Source organism: Bacteroidales bacterium, assembly GCA_035353855.1.
Lineage (GTDB): Bacteria > Bacteroidota > Bacteroidia > Bacteroidales > CG2-30-32-10 > DAOQAK01.
This window is the reverse complement of the sequence record DAOQAK010000029.1, coordinates 1-17018: the sequence shown is the minus strand read 5'-3', so window position 1 is coordinate 17018 and position 17018 is coordinate 1. Positions and strand designations below refer to the sequence as shown.

At 33.6% G+C, this 17018-nt stretch carries 14 protein-coding genes; 5 read left to right on the top strand and 9 right to left on the bottom strand.

Annotated elements, in window-relative coordinates; genetic code table 11:
• Positions 1–21 precede the first annotated feature (21 nt).
• Positions 22–1290 (top strand): amidohydrolase family protein, encoded by a 1269-nt coding sequence (locus PKK00_08750; GenBank protein HNW98482.1) that lies wholly within the window; start codon positions 22–24, stop codon positions 1288–1290.
• 58 nt (positions 1291–1348) lie between these two features.
• Positions 1349–2095: a porin family protein gene (locus tag PKK00_08745; GenBank protein HNW98481.1), complete on the top strand. Its 747-nt coding sequence runs from the start codon at positions 1349–1351 to the stop codon at positions 2093–2095.
• Here the strand turns inward: PKK00_08745 and PKK00_08740 are convergent.
• The 3 genes from PKK00_08740 to asnS all read right to left on the bottom strand — a co-directional run bounded on the left by PKK00_08740 (position 2092) and on the right by asnS (position 5690).
• Positions 2092–2703, bottom strand: coding sequence for a hypothetical protein (locus PKK00_08740; protein ID HNW98480.1), 612 nt, complete (start codon positions 2701–2703; stop codon positions 2092–2094). The two genes, PKK00_08745 and PKK00_08740, sit on opposite strands and share 4 nt — an antisense overlap.
• A gap of 4 nt (positions 2704–2707) precedes the next feature.
• A complete protein-coding gene (gene rpoN / locus PKK00_08735; GenBank protein ID HNW98479.1) occupies positions 2708–4201 on the bottom strand; it encodes an RNA polymerase factor sigma-54 in 1494 nt (497 codons plus the stop codon).
• Between the two features lie 82 nt (positions 4202–4283).
• Positions 4284–5690 (bottom strand): asparagine--tRNA ligase, encoded by a 1407-nt coding sequence (asnS, locus tag PKK00_08730; protein HNW98478.1) that lies wholly within the window; start codon positions 5688–5690, stop codon positions 4284–4286.
• Positions 5691–5836: 146 nt separating this feature from the next.
• Here asnS and PKK00_08725 point away from each other — a divergent pair, with 146 nt between their 5' ends.
• On the top strand, positions 5837–6241 hold the full coding sequence (locus tag PKK00_08725) for an SET domain-containing protein (GenBank protein ID HNW98477.1): 405 nt from the start codon (positions 5837–5839) through the stop codon (positions 6239–6241).
• A 94-nt stretch (positions 6242–6335) separates the two neighbouring features.
• On the opposite strand, the gene PKK00_08720 is transcribed toward PKK00_08725, so the two are convergent.
• From PKK00_08720 to PKK00_08695, 6 genes are read right to left on the bottom strand one after another with little or no spacing between them, the layout of a single operon-like run.
• Positions 6336–7586: a DUF4157 domain-containing protein gene (locus PKK00_08720; protein ID HNW98476.1), complete on the bottom strand. Its 1251-nt coding sequence runs from the start codon at positions 7584–7586 to the stop codon at positions 6336–6338.
• A gap of 22 nt (positions 7587–7608) precedes the next feature.
• Positions 7609–11088 (bottom strand): DUF4157 domain-containing protein, encoded by a 3480-nt coding sequence (locus PKK00_08715; GenBank protein ID HNW98475.1) that lies wholly within the window; start codon positions 11086–11088, stop codon positions 7609–7611.
• A 34-nt stretch (positions 11089–11122) separates the two neighbouring features.
• Positions 11123–12319: a hypothetical protein gene (locus PKK00_08710; protein HNW98474.1), complete on the bottom strand. Its 1197-nt coding sequence runs from the start codon at positions 12317–12319 to the stop codon at positions 11123–11125.
• Between the two features lie 20 nt (positions 12320–12339).
• Positions 12340–12543, bottom strand: coding sequence for a hypothetical protein (locus PKK00_08705; protein HNW98473.1), 204 nt, complete (start codon positions 12541–12543; stop codon positions 12340–12342).
• 25 nt (positions 12544–12568) lie between these two features.
• Entirely contained in the window at positions 12569–13942 is a 1374-nt protein-coding gene (locus PKK00_08700; GenBank protein HNW98472.1) for an ATP-binding protein, read from the bottom strand.
• The gene (locus PKK00_08695; protein ID HNW98471.1) at positions 13930–15390 is read right to left on the bottom strand and encodes a contractile injection system tape measure protein; all 1461 of its coding nucleotides are present in this window, start codon (positions 15388–15390) and stop codon (positions 13930–13932) included. The genes PKK00_08700 and PKK00_08695 overlap by 13 nt, the downstream gene beginning before the upstream one ends.
• Before the next feature lie 187 nt (positions 15391–15577).
• Here PKK00_08695 and PKK00_08690 point away from each other — a divergent pair, with 187 nt between their 5' ends.
• A complete protein-coding gene (locus PKK00_08690; GenBank protein ID HNW98470.1) occupies positions 15578–16138 on the top strand; it encodes a DUF4255 domain-containing protein in 561 nt (186 codons plus the stop codon).
• An 8-nt stretch (positions 16139–16146) separates the two neighbouring features.
• A complete protein-coding gene (locus PKK00_08685; protein HNW98469.1) occupies positions 16147–16899 on the top strand; it encodes a hypothetical protein in 753 nt (250 codons plus the stop codon).
• The last annotated feature ends 119 nt before the right edge of the window (positions 16900–17018 follow it).

Below are 17018 nucleotides of genomic sequence, written 5' to 3'. Positions count from 1 at the left end.
ATTAAAATAAATAGAAACGATATGACAATTTATTTAAAGGATGCCACTTTTATTAACTGGCAAACATTGGAGTTTAAAAAATCGAATATCAAAATTAATTCCGGGATTAATGGAAACATTGATTTCATTGATGAAATCAGAACAAAACCCACAGATAAAGTTATCGACTGTAAAGGTAAATATGTTACCAAATCATTTGCCTGTGGGCATCATCATGTATATTCGGCTTTGTCCAGGGGAATGCATCCGCCAAAAAAAAGTCCTGAAAACTTTTATGAAATTCTTAAATATGTTTGGTGGACATTGGATAAATGTTTAGATGAGGAAATGATTGAAGCAAGTGCATTGGTAACTGCTGTAGCTTGTGCGCAGAACGGTGTTACTTTTGTAATCGATCATCATGCTTCGCCATTTGCGATTGATGGTTCACTTGAAACTATTGCAAATGCTTTTAATAAAATAGGTGTTTCTCATTTATTGTGTTATGAAATCAGCGATAGGGATGGCGAAGATATTGCTCAGAAAGGTTTAGCAGAAACGGAAAATTATTTAAAGGCAGAACAAGGATTAGTGGGGTTACATGCTTCGTTCACCATTTCGGATAAAACACTGGAATCGGCTGTTGCACTTGCCAGGGAATATAATAGCGGAATTCATGTTCACACGGCGGAAGATAAATACGATGAAGAAGAATGTTTAAAAAATTACCATTGTCGTGTTATTGAAAGATTAAATAATTATGGTGCACTTGATTTTTCTAAAACCATACTGGGTCATTGTCTGCATATTGATGAACATGAAAAGAAAATCATTCAAAATTCAAAGGCATGGGTTGTGCAGAATTCGGAAAGTAATTTGAATAACAATGTAGGATATTTCAATTCACGGGGATTGGGCGAAAATATCATGCTGGGTACTGATGGTATGCACAGCGATATGCTGCGGAGTGCAAAATCGGCATTTTATGTTGGGCAGGGATTTGACAACATTGATTATCCCGGCGCATACAAGCGTTTCAGGAATGTTCATCGTTATTTAAAATCAAATAATATTTCTGGTGATGGAGAAAATAATCTTGTGGTACTTGATTATAATACTCCTACTGATTTTAATCAGAATAATTTTTACGGACACTTTTTATTCGGAATTGAATCAAGACAGGTGCAACATGTTATTTCAAACGGAGAACTTATTGTACATGACCGGAAAGTAATAAATGAACCAGCCGGATTATATGAGTTCTCTAAGGAGATGGGGAAAAAACTTTGGGATAAAATGACGAAATTATAATGAAAATAATCTAAAATTGTTATTTATTTTAACTTTGTACAAAACAAAAATTTCCGCTATGAAAAAAACATTTTTAATTTTTTTGATATCCATAGTTTCATTAAGTGTAATTCATGCACAGGATTCAACTTCTTCAAAGAAGATTTCTTCGGGTAAAGGAGAAAAAGTGATCATCAATATTTATAATGATTTTTGGCAGGGCGCCGATACCAGTCTTACCGTTAAATCATTTAATCGCGGTGTAGCTTTTTATTTAATGTATAATGTTCCTTTCGGAAAAAGTAAATTTAGTTTTAATATTGGTTTCGGATTAGGCTCACATAATTTATTTAGTGATGCTAGCCCTGCAAAAGAAATGAGTTACGATTCCGTTTCATCAACAAATGTATATACCGGAAATACTATTTTTAACCGTATACCTAAAACAATAAATGGTAATAAAATAGAATATATCGTAAATAAAATCAACCTTTCTTATTTTGATGTTCCGGTTGAATTTAAATACAGCGCTGAAAACAAAAAAGGAAAAGACATAAGGTTTGCTGTTGGATTTAAAGCCGGCTATTTGATTAATAATCATACGAAATACAGCGGAGATGATTATTTATCAGGAACAACAGATAAAGTAAAATATAAAAATTATAAAATTCCAAACATTGAAACTTTACGATATGGCGTTACTGCACGTTTTAATTACGGAATGTTTGGAGTATTCGGATATTATTCTCTTACAAATATTTTTAAAAAAGATAAAGGTTTGGAAATGTATCCTGTTTCTGCAGGAATAGCAATTTCATTGCTTTAGATAAATAAATACAGGCAAGTCATTATAACAGTACCCACAAGAAATCCGGAATATATTTCGGATGGTTTGTGGGTTTCTAATTTTAAACGGGCAAATCCGACAATCCCGCTTATCAATAAAATAATTGAAAGTAAATAAATAGTATTGAATGAAAATGCTATTGATAACCCGGTGAGCATTCCAAACAAACCGCCCATGCCAACCATATGTATGCTAACTTTCCACCATATATTAATGATAACCACCAGCGCTAAAAGTAATGTTGCACCCATAAAATAAAAAGAATATATTTCCGGAAGATGCATCTGGGTGAACATTTGGTAAGTGATAAAATAAAAAATTGCCATTAATAAATAAGGTAGTCTTCTTTCATCGCGGCTTTGCATTTGAAAACTTTGAATGTAACCCTGCTGTTTCAAAAAATAAATTATAAACAATGGAAAAATTACAGTAGTAATAAATACAAACGAAAGGATTAATAATTGAGCATTAAATATAAGCTCAAAAGAAAAATATGATTTCATATTAAAGAGTACCAATAATCCGTATATCGGAACAAATACAGGATGGAAAAGATATGAAATGATTTTTGCCAGGCGGGTTTCCATTCGTTTAAATTTCTTTACGTAAGCGTGCTACAGGAATGTTAAGCATTTCGCGGTACTTAGCAATAGTACGCCGTGCAATATTGTATCCTTTTTCATTCAGAATTTTTGCCAGTTCATCATCAGTAAGAGGTTTTTTCTTACTTTCCGATTCGATGCAATTCTGTAATATTTTTTTTACTTCACGTGTTGAAACTTCTTCTCCCGAATCAGTCGACATGGACTCAGAGAAAAAACTTTTTAATGGGAATGTTCCAAAAGGAGTTTGAACATATTTGCTGTTTGCAACCCTGGAGATTGTACTTATATCAAGGTTTACTTTTTCAGCAATATCTTTCAGGATCATTGGTTTTATTAATGTTTCATCACCTTCAGTAAAATATTCTTTCTGGTATTCAAGAATAGCATTCATGGTTTGATATAAAGTATCCTGGCGTTGTTTTATAGCATCGATAAACCATTTTGCAGAATCAATTTTTTGCTTAACAAAAACCATTGCTTCTTTTTGTGTTCCTTTTTTATCTTTCGACCTGGAATATGATTCCAGCATTTCCTGGTAGGTCTTGCTGATCTTTAAATCGGGAGCATTGCGTGAATTTAGAAATAGTTCCAATTGCCCGTCGTTATTCGTTAAAATAAAATCGGGAACAATGTATTGCTGAACACGTGAATGTTCAATGTAAGTATTTCCCGGCTTTGGATTTAATTTCAGGATTTCACCAATAGCACTATGCAGAATATTTTCATTAATGCCTTTTTTCTTTTCAATTTTATCGTAATGTTTTTTTGTAAAATCCTCAAAATAGTTTTTGATAATATCTATAGCCTGTTCAATTTCAGGTGTAGAAGGGGATAATCGTTTTAACTGTAATAACAGGCACTCCTGTAAATTTCTTGCACCCACACCGGGAGGATCAAATTCCTGGATGATTTCAAGTAAATGCAATATTTCGGAAGCTGTTGTTTTGATATTCTGGGCGAAAGCCAGATCATCAACCATTGCATTGATATCACGTTGCAGATAGCCTGAATCATCGAGGTTTCCTATAAGATGAAGCGCTATCTGGTATTCCCTGTTTTCGAGTACCCGAAGACCAAGTTGTGAAATCAATTGTTCATGAAATGTGATGCCCGAAGCATAAGGGATATCTCTTTTTTCATCATCAAGACTTGTATTATTGGCTACAAGTTTGTATAATGGAATTTCATCATCACCATTAACATAATCATCGAAAGCAAATTCGTCTTCTTCATTTATTTTCGAATCATCCTGCGTTTCATCATCTTCATTTATATCCTCGGAAATGTTATTGTCATCGAGTTCTTCATTTGTGTTTTCTTCTTCTTCCTCTGTGCCTTCTTCAAGGGCAGGGTTTTCCTCGATTTCCTGTTTTATTCGTTGTTCTAAAGCTATGGTAGGAACTTGCAACAGTTTCATGAGCTGTATCTGCTGTGGCGACAACTTTTGAAGAAGTTTCTGTTGTAATTTCTGGTTGAGCATAGTTGTAAAACGGTTTTATATTTTCTTGCAATTTACTCAAAAACCGACTTGAAAGCAAGAGATATTTATAAAATTTTCTGAACTAAAATTCTGCATTCTGTGGTGTACGTGGAAAAGGAATCACATCACGGATATTCGCCATTCCGGTAACAAAAAGAATGAGTCGTTCAAACCCGAGACCAAATCCGCTGTGTGGCGCTGATCCAAATTTTCTTGTTTCCAGGTACCACCACATATCTTTATCCGGAATTTTCATTTCATGAATTCTGCCAAGAAGTTTTTCATAATTTTCTTCTCTTTGTGAACCTCCAATGATTTCACCTATGCGAGGAAACAAAACATCCATACCGCGAACAGTTTTCCCGTCATCATTTTGTTTCATGTAAAAGGCTTTAATATCTCTTGGATAATCGGTAAGAATAACTGGTTTTTTAAAATGTTTTTCCACCAGGTATCTTTCATGTTCAGCCTGCAGGTCTTTTCCCCACGATATCGGGAATTCAAATTTTTGTCCCGATGCTTCAAGGATTTCAACACCTTTTGTATATGTTAATCGTTCAAAAGCATTATCAGTTACAGATTTCAGGCGATCAATCAATTCCTTGTCATACATATTATTCAGAAATTCCAAATCGTCATAACAATTTTCCAAAGCATAGCGAATAAGATATTTTAAAAAATCTTCTGCTAATTCCATATTGTCTTCAATTTCATAGAAAGCCATTTCGGGTTCAATCATCCAGAACTCGGCTAAATGCCTTGGTGTATTTGAATTTTCTGCACGGAACGTAGGACCGAAAGTATATATAAGCGATAAAGCCATGGCGCCTAACTCACCTTCCAGTTGACCGGAAACAGTAAGGTTTGTGGGTTTTCCAAAAAAATCTTTTGTAAAATCTATTGTGCCATCTTCTTTTTTAGGTGTGTTTTCAATATCCAGCGTTGTTACGCGAAACATTTCTCCTGCGCCTTCTGCATCCGAACCAGTGATTATAGGAGTATGCAAATAATAAAAACCATTATCATTAAAATATTTATGTATGGCATAAGCCATAGCATGACGAATTCGGAGAACTGCGCCAAAAGTATTGGTACGTGGACGAAGGTGGGCTATTTCACGAAGGAACTCTAATGTATGTCCTTTTTTCTGTAGCGGATAAATTTCGCTGTCGGCAGTTCCATATACTTCAATTGCGGTTGCATTAATTTCAACATGTTGTCCTGCACCCGGCGATTCTACAAGAGTTCCGCTTGCCCCGATACATGCGCCTGTGGTTATTTGTTTTAAAATATTTTCATCAAACTTTTGAACATCCACAACAATTTGAATGCTGTGAATGATTGATCCATCGTTCAAAGCGATGAAAGCAACATTTTTATTTCCTCTTTTGGTACGAACCCAACCCTTAACAGTAACACTATTTCCGATGCCTACAGATTCAGGATTTTTCATCAGATCCTTAATCTTATTTCTTCTGAAATGTTCCATATTATTTTTTTTGCAAAAAAACGATTTTTTAGCGGGATTAACAACATTTTCGATTGATGAAATCAAAAAATGTTAAATGTTTTTTTATGATTACGTTTTTAAATAGAACTATTTCTGCTATTTTTGTACAACTAAATTTTTTAAAGATGCTTAAAGTAAAAGAATCGCAGATACCATCATCAGGAATGGGTTTATGGGCTGAAAAGGATTTTAAACGAGGAGATATTATCGTAAAATATGATGGCGACAGAATAACATGGAAAGAATGTGAAAAGCGCAATGAAGAACAGGAAGGCTTTGGCGGATATTATTTATTTATTAGTAAGAGAAGATGTATTGATGCTCAGTATACATTGTGGGCAAAAGGCAGATATGCCAATGATGCTGCAGGTTTAACACGTGTTGAGGGATTGCGTAACAATGCAAGATATGAAATTATAAAGGGCGAAGCATATATTAAGGCATCGAGAAATATTAAAGCTGGTGAAGAAATTTTTGTTTCCTACGGAAAAAGTTATTGGAATACTTTGAAAAAAGAAATGATGAATTAAGCAGAAAGTTAAAGAATCAAATCTCAAATCTCCAATTTAAAAATATCTTTCTTTAAGTATTGTCCACCTAAGACGGATTGGTTCTTGAAGTTTATCAGAAGATCCACTGCATTCCGCCATAAATAATTGCTCCTGACTGGGGATTATAAGTAAACCTTAGTCCTGCACCAAAACTTCCTTCTTGCGCATCACCTATTGATGTTGTTGATTTAACCGCGCTCATGATCGCATCAATGTTATCGCCATTTTGAGTGTACCAGCTGTATGGATTACTCATCGAACCTAAAGAACCCAATGCACTTTCAGCTCCTGCTTCACCTCTGTAAACACTGGAACTTAATTCTGATGGCATGGGAAGAAGTGAAGAACCGTAACCCAGACCTAATCCAAATGATGTTGTTGAGGGGTTAAATGAGGTGTTGAGCCTGAATTGGTCATATCCGAGTCCCAATGAAATCTGGTCGGATGAAGGATTAAATCCTATTCGGGAATTGAATCCGCCACCACTACTGCCTAAATAAATATCACTTCCATAAGAATATCCGAGAGTTGTTCTCATCAAACCTTGTGTAAAATTAAATTCACTGGAACTGGTATTAACATTGAGCATGAATGAACCCAGCCTGAATTTTAATGCAGGAGGTAATAAATCGAAATTAAAGGAAAATGCATCATTGTTTTCTCCGTCTCTTTGGATACTGGGAGCTGAATTTGAAGATTGCTGCACTACATGTGTAAGTTCATGTGCTAATAAATTTTTTCCTGAATTACTTTCAGGATTATATTTTCCTGAATTAAAATAAATATTATTTCCATGAGTAAAGGCATGCGAATTCAACATCCTGTTCATATGAACCGCATTTGAATCAGTATGAATTTTTACATTGCTGAAATCAGTGCCAAACCTGCTTTCCATGAAAGTGCGAACATCATTTGATAATGAGTTGCCATTACTGTTTGAATCCTGAAGTTCTTGTTCAAGTTGTGAATTTGCTGTTGTTCCTGAGTTTGAAAAAGGTGAAATAGAATTTTTGTTTTGATTTTTTTCGGTTTTAATAAAAGAAAAATTATTTGTTGACATCACTTTTTCAGCCATCGTGTCGGCTTCTCTTTCGTAATAGTCGCCGGGTTTACTTATTTCCAATTTTGGCTGAACAACATTTTGTTTTCCCGGTTGAAAAATATTCTGGTTAATCCTGTTTTGAATTTCAGTATTGACATTCATCCAGGAAAAATGGTCATCAGTTTTTCGCTGAATAATATTTTCAGAACTTTTGTTGTTAACCTTGTTTTCATTATAGTTAACAGGTTTCGCATTTTTTATTTGAAAAAATTGTCTGGACATATTTATAAAGATAAGATTAATATTATGGACATTTTACTTTAGTTTTCGTTCCTTTATTAGTGTGATATTGCACAATATTAGGTGAACCAACGCAGTCGGTATCTAGTTCTGATATTCTTTCGTTGTCGGGAACATAAGCTTTTAGTGCTTTAACATATTTAGCTTCAGCGTCAGTAAATACTTTTTTTGTATCGCCTGTTTTTCCTGCAAATACAGGAGCCGGATTATTCACAATATATTTAAGATAATTCCTGCTATGTGATTTTTCATGATATCCAAGAGAAGTATTTCCTAGTCGTTTATCTTCAGCAGTAGTGCCACGACCATAACCCGATATTGATGCTGCTGTGGATAAAGGGCCGTAGTTTGTTTTGATTGTTATTGTTGGAGTGATTGGAGGAGTAAAGCTTGTTATAATATTTTTTTCATCCCAGTTTTTTCCAATCTTATTTGTAAAGTTTAAACTTAATTTGGTTTCTGCACCTTCATCTGATTGCGAACCATCGGGTTCAATAGTGATGTCAAACCCATTATATGAAAATGTTATGTTTCCTGAAATAGGATCGGGTGAAGTTCCTATAGGTACTGCAACTGTAATATTAGCAACTTCTTTGTCGGCCCATTCGTGTAACAGTGTTTTTGAGCCATAACGATATTGTAAAAATAAATCGGTAGTGTTTTTATTCAATGCTGTTGCAGCTTTGAAAAGAATTTGTTCAATTGTACTTCGGTAAGCGCTTTTTAATGATGCCACAAGAGTTGCATCATTATTGAGTTTATCAGCAATTAAATTTTGTGAATCGGATACTAAGCTTAGTAAATATTTTAAAAGTGATTCTAATGAAGCATTATCTGTTATCGGATAATTTTGGAAAAGTGTAGAAACATTAAATGCTTTGGTAAGGTTGGTAATAAAATCTTTTCGTTGTTTGTCATCTTTAAGATTAAAACTGGCTACATCAGGTCTTGCCCATTCTGGAAGGAATTGCAGGTTTGCCATATAAAGCTGAATAATAGTAGTATTAGGAATATCGGCAGTTGCTTTTATGAATAAATTCCGGATAGCTAAATTAAAAGCATCTTTAAATTTTTTCAAAACATCTGCATCATCATTTAATCGTGTTTTGATCATTTCAGGATAAATGTTTGCCATAGGTGAAATTTGTTTCATGGCGCTATCCAACCTGTTCTGATCAAATTTTGCAAGCTTATAATAATCGGCAGCTTCATTTAAATAATCAATAGCTGAGTTAACAAACTCTTTTATATCGGCATCGGTTGCTTCAACAACAGTGGCTTTTGGATTTTCGGGCATTGGTTGCCGCTGAATTTTGGTAATATTTGAACTTTGGATATTTTGTTCAATATTCATTGTTATCCTGTCAGCAACATAATCGGCTTCGCGTTCAAATTCATTGTCAATGTTTCCTATGAAAAGTTTTGGTTGAAGCCCTGCCAGTGTTGTTTGTCCAAGGAAATAGGCTGCACGGAAATTATCTTCACCAACAATTACTCTTATACGATCTGCATATATGCCATCATCACCATAGCCTGTTTGAGCTTCAGGTATAGGGGCGCTGGCGCTTATGCCTGTTTCAAATAGAGCACGAAATGATGGATCGCTTAATGCCTTTGTTCTTATGCGGGTGTAGAGTTGGTCACCAAGTACTTCGGTAAATCCTTCTATAACTATTCTTCTTCCATTTGCTAAGCCGCTAAAATTTGGATGAACATAGGCATGAATTAATTCATGACACAATGTATTCACTAGTATCCATCTTCTTTCGCACGCATCCTGGTCAGAAAAATATTGTAAATTAATAACCATTTCGGCTCCGTCATTATCCTGTGATGTAAAACTTTGCCACGATAAGATGGAATTTAATTGTGTCTGTACGGTTGATTCAGTAAGCAATTGAGTGATGATATCTTCTAAAACCAGTCGGTCAGCTTCGCAACGGGAATCATATTTTACACGTTGAAAAAGTCCACTACTGTCGGCTTCACCTTTGGATCTGTTGAGTAGGAAGTAAAATCCTGTATCTGCAGGTATTGCATTTGTTGCTGTACTACTTGTTAAATGCGATGAGTACTGCCATGTTTGTAAAAAATCTTTTGCACTTCCATTTCCTATGTATGGTGAAAAAAATTGCAAAGCTTCACGTTGTACAATATCAGCTATAGGTAAAATATCAGAAACATTATGCGATTGTACACCTCTGCCTGTAAGTCTATTTACATTATTCTGAAGGTATGTACGCATTAAAGGAGGTAAGTCGCTTCGCAATGCAGCTTCATCCAATTGTTCAGTTGCACTTCTTGTAGCCGGGCAAGTTGAACCGGAATTATTACTTGTTGTTAATTCATGATTGTATGCAATATCTAATAAACTTTGATCTTGTGCGCTTGGTGGAGTAAGCCCTGCGGTTAATGCTAATTCAAACCAACCGCTTACCCGTAAAACTTCATTTTCAAAATCAAACACAGGATTATGCCAATCGTAATTATCCAAAGGAGCATATAGCGCTTCAGGTGCATGATTGATTAATCTTTCTACAGCTTCAACTTTATTTAAAGATGATATAGGATTGTCTGTAATAACATCTATAGCAAAAAGAAGCCATCTTTTCTGAGGATTAGAAAGTGTACTTACTTCTGTTTGTATTGCAGTTGCAGGTTGACCGGTCCAGTCTGCATAATTTTCTTCAATCTGACTTTGGTATTCAAGTGTGTTATCGTGATAAACCACATTCCCATAATCAATGTTCACACGACTATTACCCACGTTATAATAAGCACGTGATATCTTTTTTAGTCCATTGCTTTGTTGTAATACATGCGTCAATTCATGCGCCAGTAGATGATTTCCTGAAGTGTTCCCGGGATTGAATTTTCCGCTGTTGAAATAAATATTATTTCCATGAGTGAATGCTTGTGCATTTAACATATTACTCAATTGAACAGCATTGGAATCGGTATGAATTTTTACATTGCTGAAATCGGCGCCAAACTTGCTTTCCATAAATGTGCGTGTATTTTCGGGAAGTGGATTGCCGCTGCTATTTGAATGGATGATCTGATTTTCTAATGATGAATTTATGGAGGTAATATTTTTTTCTTTTACTTGTGATTGCCGGGTAATGAAATCAGAGTTTAATTTTGGTTGTATTTTTTCATCCTCTTCACTGCTGCCACAGCATGATTTACGCATTATCATATCAGCTGTTGAATCGGCTTCTTTTTCAAAATCATCATCAGGCTGACTAACTTCAAGTTTGGGTTGAATGATGTTTTGTTTACTGGGCTGCGATATTTCAGATGTTATTCTGTTTTGGATCGAACTGTTTTCATTCATCCAATTAAAATTCTCATCAGGTTTTAGTTGAATCAGGTCAGTAGTAAGGTCTGTAGATTTCGATGAACAGGAAATCACTGTACTCGGATTGCTCTTATTTTGATTTACAGGAACAGGCTTTGCAACTTGTATATTTGTTTTTGACATGCGAACGTAATCTTATGCTTAAAATAAATAACATTTAATTTTTTTGTCCAAATAATTTTTTGCCGATGGAATTATAAATTGTTCCCCAGAATAATGCGCCAAGGAAACTTATTCCTAAAACAGCAAATTCATTGATGTTGCGGTTTAATTTTGCATCAAATATTTCTATTCCCAATACATAATAAAGAATGGCAAAAATAAATCCGGTCAATAAACCCAGCACTAAATTTTTCAAAGCATTTTTTTTGTATCTTCTCATTAAAACTTTAACCACTGCACCAAGTGCGCCTCCTAATAAAGAAAATATGATGAACATCCAGGGAAATACAAACATGAAAACTTTTGTGTTATCTGCAAAACCGTTAGCGCTTATTCTTATTGTTGATTTACTGGTTCCTGCTGAAGTTAGGGTTACTGAGCCATTTGGAGATTCTTTCGAAAGGGTTAATTGCTGTGGATTTACAATGCCTTTATCTGTACTTATGGTAACTTTTATATTTTCGTTTCCGGTAAAATTTTTCAAAGAAATATTTATGGGGATCGATTCTACTCCATAACCCTGAACGGATTGTTCATCGGTTTCAATATATAGTATCGTTTCTTTATTCAGATGAACAGTGTAGCCTTTGGAATTAAAACTGGTAATAACCTTAATGGGAACAGGGTTATCCGAAGATTGGTCAGTTATTTTTATTTCGGTTGGAGGATAGTTGATGTGATCAATATTTATTTTTTCAGGAGAAACTTTTACATTTTGATTAACCCATAAATCTAAAGAAACAGGTTTTTTTAATTTTTTTTCTTCAGTATTCGCAGTTGTATTTTCAAGAAGAGTGATTTTGAATGAACCGGTGTATTTATTTGCTGATGCATCATAAGCTAATGAAAAGGTGGTGTCAATAAAAATACTGAAAGAAACCTGCCTGTTTCCGTTCTTAATTGTGCTTATATAAATTTCCGGGAGTAGTAACCCCGATAATTTTTTATTTTGTATCGACTTTTGTTCAAATGTTTCTGTTTTATCCCCGCTTTTAATTACAGTGTCGGGTTTTCCTGTATTCGTATAATATCTTAGAGATCGTTTAAGGAGCGAAAGATGCTGTGTTGATTGATTAATATGATTGACCGGTTGTGAATTTACATTCACCCGGAATGATAATAAAAAGAAAATAATAACTATAGTGGTTCTAAAAATACATTTTAGCTTTTTCCTTAGGTCATTTGTTTTCATCTGTATAAAAATGATAATGTTTATAAAATATGTATGTTGTCAGAAATGATATTTTTTGTTACCCGCCTTGCCAGTCGGGCAGGCTTGCTCCCACCCCCGATATTCATGGGGCGCAACACTAGCAAGCTCGTGAATATCCATGCCAAAGTAAATTCCTGATCAAACTCCTGTTTGATTTTATTCATCACGGTTAGTGTAAATTTACGTTTGCATGGATATTTCATAATAAATGATATTTAATTTTTTCAATTAAATTGTTTTACCTTCTTTATGAAATTCTTTTCGGATACCATTAATAATATCAGAGCTAAGAATGATATTATTATTCCTGCTCATTGCCATTAGTGAGCAATAGCGGACTATATTCAATATTGCCCCCCCCGTAACTTCATATTTTTCGGCTATTTCAGTAAGGTTAACATCCTTAGCGAAAACAGTTCTTTCGGAAAAAGTATTCTTCCATAAACGTTCGCGCTGTTCTGCATTAGGAATGGTAAATTGAATCACACTTTGAAAACGTCGCGCAAAAGCATCGTCAATATTAGTTTTTAAGTTTGTTGAAAGAACAACAAGTCCGTTATAATCTTCAACACGTTGTAGTAAATACGAAACTTCCTGGTTAGCATAACGATCATGCGAATCCTTGATGTTGGTACGTTTCCCGAACAATGCATCAGCTTCATCAAAAAATAAAATCCAGTTTTTATCTTCTGCGCTTTCAAATATTTTTGAAAGATTTTTTTCAGTTTCTCCAATATATTTTGATACCACCATCGAAAGGTCAACGCAATAAACATCCCTGTTGGTATACTTCCCAAGTAATGTTGCAGTAAAAGTTTTTCCTGACCCTGAAGGTCCGTAAAAAAGACTTCGATAGCCGGGTTTCATTTTGCGACGCAGATTCCATTCATCAAGCATTTTATCGCCCAGTTCAATCCATGTTTTGATCTCATTGATCTGAGAAAATATCGTATCATCAAGTACCAGCTCATCCCAGCGTTGTTCAGTAGTAATCTTACGTGCCGGAAATCTCATTGAAAATTCAGGAGAATATTTTCCGCTTTTAATAAGTGTTGCAATTAAATCAACAGATGGTGTAATAATAGCGCTATGCTGAGGTTCATTTTCTGATATCAATTCAAAATTCAGCATTCTTTTTTTGAATAAAAAATGATGATGAAAATAATTGATATAATTCAGTCGCTCAGAAATATTATCTCCGGCAATAATAAATAAAAGTGTTTCGAAAGTTGGTATCAGTCCATTATGATGATTGCCGCGAATACAGCCGAATTCAGTAAAGCGCTGGTCGGTGTTGGCATTTTTTATATTGAAGCAATCGAATAATTGTGGTTTTAATAGTGGCACAAATGAAAGCATTAAACAAATCCTGTCCATACGATTCAGTTTATATGACTCAATAAAATTCTCGTATAGGCTTTGAGTTCCTTCTATTTCAGGTGCAGGTATTTCTTCTATCGATGAAAAAATACTATCATGATTAAAATAAATTTTTAATCGAGTATTTACAACTTCACTGAACCATTTTAATTCTTGTTCAATAAATGCGGCGTTTGCAGCCAGTTTATTAATGCTTTGTTTTTTTAATTCTAATGTTTCCATTCAACATGTATAATATAATCGTTCCACGGATAATTTAAAATATTAATGCTCCAGGGAAGTTCATCAAGAAGCAAGTCAATACCTGTATTTTCAACACGCAGTATCCAGTCTTTGTCGCTTTTTTCTATCGTTCCCTTACGTTGGATAAATGATTCCTGCAAACCCTTTACTGATGTGCTTTTTAACGCGCTCCAATATTCCAGTACCGCTTTAATCATATCGTTGATTTCATCACGTTCCTGTTTTTTTATACGGAATATGGGGTCAACAGGTGTAAGCATATTCATGCCGCAAATAATTTTATTCAGGGGTAATAAATGTTCATAATGTTTTCCTGGTAATCCGGTAATCGATTGCAGAATATGAACAGAACGCTGACGCAAATTTTCTGATTTGAATTTTCCGCCCGAATCAATAAATCCCAATGCATCGAAAAGGTTTTTTATCATAGGGTTTAAAATCACCAGACCTGCATTGGTAATTTGAATTCTTTTTTTTGTATCTGAATCCGCGAAAGTTTCCGTAGAATAACGATCATTTAATTTTGAAATATCTTCATCTTGGTTGTACAACATTGATTTGATAAAAATTCTTTTCTCTGAAATATGCTTTGAAAAAATTTCCATTATAGATGCAATTCTTTTTTCAGGTGAAGAAATTATCAAGGCTGTAGTTATTTCTTTCTTTAAAACATTGGATCGTGGTTGTTGGAGAATTATGTCAGTAAAAGTATGTATGACCTTATCCATATTCATTTGCCCTGAATACGATTCACGTATGATCGATTCGAAAAAACTTTTTCGTAATTCTTCTTTTTGTTTTCTTTTTAATTTCTCAATCGACCTTGTAATGATTTCGTAAATGGTTTTTATTTCAGTAGCGTTTGTAATTGATACCAGTATTTTATCCAGAATTTCATCATCGGTTAAATAATAAAATCGTTGCAGTGCAATTTTATCACCGGATATAATATGTAATAAATTATAAATAAAATCAATTTTTATTTCAGCACGGACGAAAATATCATAGGTGATTTTACTTATATCGAATAAGTCTGAACCGCAGTAGTACCAAGGGATTATAGCATGTTTCAGATAGTAGATAAATGCCTGGGTTTTATCGTTTAAATCAGGTTCTTTTTTTTGATAGTTTATTTCAGGATTTTTAAAATCTTCAGGTTTATTATTCCTGATATATTTTATGATCTCTTCTTCTAAAAATTGAGTTAAACGGAAAGGAATTTCTTCAATGCTTAAATTATTTAAATCAATTTCTAACTTTTCGATTCGGATATCATATTGATTATACTTTTCAAAAACCTTCTCTATTGCAGGTTGAATGAGCGTTTCATAATATTCCTGGCTGAGTGGTAATGCTATTCCCCTTTCAATACCATCAGAATATTTAAAATTTATGGCTAATCGGTTTATCAAACTATTGACCGACATACAGTTTTTATCTTAATCGTTTTAAAAAAATCAAAAAAAATTAAAAAATTGCTTGCAAGTTACATTTTTATTTTATTTTTGGCACACTTTAATTTCTATTCAAACAAAAAAATATTATAAGAATCGATAATAATATATATTTAAGCAAAAAAATTATATTTGATTATGTATATATAAGGTATAAGCTATGATTGACAATGCATTAACATTTATAAAAAAGTATGTAAGCGAAGAATTGAATTCACGGCTTGGAGCTCCTGTAGAAACTAAAATTGACAGCATTAGTAAAGAGGGATCCTCCGATAGTTTATATATTACCTTGATTAATATTGAAGAAGAAAAATTTTATAAGAATCAGAATCATTATAGAAAAGAGAATGTTTATGACTCCAGTTATAAAATTGTAAACCCTGAAATAAAACTGAATCTGTATATACTTTTTTCGGCGCAGAAAACCGATTATACTGAAGCTTTAAAACAAATATCGCATATCATTACTATTTTTCAGGGCAAAAATGTTTTTGAAAAAGATGATTTTCCAAAAGAAATCACAAATCTTGAATCATTGATAATTGAATTGTATTCATTGTCATTCGAGCAGAATAACAGCCTATGGCAGACTATGGGAAGTAAAATAGTTCCATCGGTTTTATATAAAGTGAAATTATTGAGCATACAGGATAACAAGAAACTTGGTGATGTTGGCGAAGTACGTGGAATTGGTTTTGATATATTACGTAAATCATAATTAAAAAAATGCTTTGGTCATTATATAAAAAATATTTTTCAGTTGATATCAATTATGAACAGGATTCATCAACAAGCAATAAGGATGTGATGATTATTCCATCAGCATCAACATTGGTTTTGATGAAGAATCATGATTTGGGATATCATTCATATGAAGGTGGCATTCTTGTTTATTTTCAGGGTTCGCAGGATGAAAGTGATGCCGGGAAAATAGTTCCGCAATTTGTTTTGGACGATAACCAAGCCTTATATTTTAAATTATATTTCAACAGTTCTGCATTATTGAATAATTTAAATTTTTTCCCTGATACATCTGATGTGCAATATAGCTTTCCTCAAATATATTTAGGAGAAAAAAAAGACAGCACATCAACTTCTGTTGAATTAATTTATCAAAAAATAATTTTGAAACCTGTAATTTTTTCAGTAAACGTAAAAGATACGGATTGCGGGTTAAGTAGCGCAGATGAAGCATCATGGAAAATAAAAAATCAGGATGGTAATATTATTTCCGAGAATATTTCTAAAAAAAATGATGACGATTATTTTAATTGCAGCATTGATTTAAGCAATCAGCAATCGGGAGTTTATACTTTGGAAATTGGAAGTTTTATTACAAATTATTTTATTGATACTACCAGTGAATTCAATGGTTGTACGGCTTTGATAAAAATTTTGAAAAATAGTTTTCTGCCTTTTGATACAAACTGGCTTGATACAAATTATATAAAGTTTACAAAAACAATAAATAAAAAATAGAAATAAATAAGATTATAAACTAAAAAATAAACAATCAAAAACCATGGCAACATCTTACAAAACACCGGGAGTTTATGTAGAAGAAATCGTAAAATTCCCTCCATCAGTAGCCGAAGTTG

Coding starts and splice junctions, on each gene's coding strand:
- PKK00_08725 (HNW98477.1), top strand. CDS start 5,837: ATGCTTAAAGTAAAAGAATCGCAGATACCATCATCAGGAATGGGTTTA.
- PKK00_08685 (HNW98469.1), top strand. CDS start 16,147: ATGCTTTGGTCATTATATAAAAAATATTTTTCAGTTGATATCAATTAT.
- PKK00_08705 (HNW98473.1), bottom strand. CDS start 12,543: ATGAAATATCCATGCAAACGTAAATTTACACTAACCGTGATGAATAAA.
- PKK00_08690 (HNW98470.1), top strand. CDS start 15,578: ATGATTGACAATGCATTAACATTTATAAAAAAGTATGTAAGCGAAGAA.
- PKK00_08750 (HNW98482.1), top strand. CDS start 22: ATGACAATTTATTTAAAGGATGCCACTTTTATTAACTGGCAAACATTG.
- PKK00_08715 (HNW98475.1), bottom strand. CDS start 11,088: ATGTCAAAAACAAATATACAAGTTGCAAAGCCTGTTCCTGTAAATCAA.
- PKK00_08710 (HNW98474.1), bottom strand. CDS start 12,319: ATGAAAACAAATGACCTAAGGAAAAAGCTAAAATGTATTTTTAGAACC.
- asnS (HNW98478.1), bottom strand. CDS start 5,690: ATGGAACATTTCAGAAGAAATAAGATTAAGGATCTGATGAAAAATCCT.
- PKK00_08720 (HNW98476.1), bottom strand. CDS start 7,586: ATGTCCAGACAATTTTTTCAAATAAAAAATGCGAAACCTGTTAACTAT.
- PKK00_08695 (HNW98471.1), bottom strand. CDS start 15,390: ATGTCGGTCAATAGTTTGATAAACCGATTAGCCATAAATTTTAAATAT.
- PKK00_08745 (HNW98481.1), top strand. CDS start 1,349: ATGAAAAAAACATTTTTAATTTTTTTGATATCCATAGTTTCATTAAGT.
- PKK00_08740 (HNW98480.1), bottom strand. CDS start 2,703: ATGGAAACCCGCCTGGCAAAAATCATTTCATATCTTTTCCATCCTGTA.
- PKK00_08700 (HNW98472.1), bottom strand. CDS start 13,942: ATGGAAACATTAGAATTAAAAAAACAAAGCATTAATAAACTGGCTGCA.
- rpoN (HNW98479.1), bottom strand. CDS start 4,201: ATGCTCAACCAGAAATTACAACAGAAACTTCTTCAAAAGTTGTCGCCA.